1 protein-coding gene is annotated in these 209 nt (G+C 57.4%); it reads left to right on the top strand.

Going from position 1 to position 209, the window contains the following annotated elements; all coding sequences use genetic code 11:
* Nucleotides 1-209: immunoglobulin-like domain-containing protein (locus FS665_RS23580; RefSeq protein ID WP_218570377.1), on the top strand; the 209-nt coding region annotated here is incomplete at both ends.

Raw genomic sequence — 209 nt, 5'->3', positions numbered from 1 at the left:
ACGGGTGCCGTCAGCAACGATGTCTATCAAGGCCACGCGGCAGTTACCAACAGCATCACTAGCGTCAGCGGCGGCAACTTCGAGAACCTCATTGCCAACACGGATCCTGTCAGCACTGCTGTGACTGATGTAACTGACACGACCACTGTGACACTGACTGCTACGCCATCCGTGGCCGAGGGCGGCACTATCGTCTATACCGCCAGCAT

The organism is Pseudomonas sp. URMO17WK12:I11 (assembly GCF_007677725.1).
GTDB lineage: Bacteria > Pseudomonadota > Gammaproteobacteria > Pseudomonadales > Pseudomonadaceae > Aquipseudomonas.
Note: the sequence above shows the minus strand (reverse complement) of the source record. Positions and strands in the feature narration are given on the sequence as shown.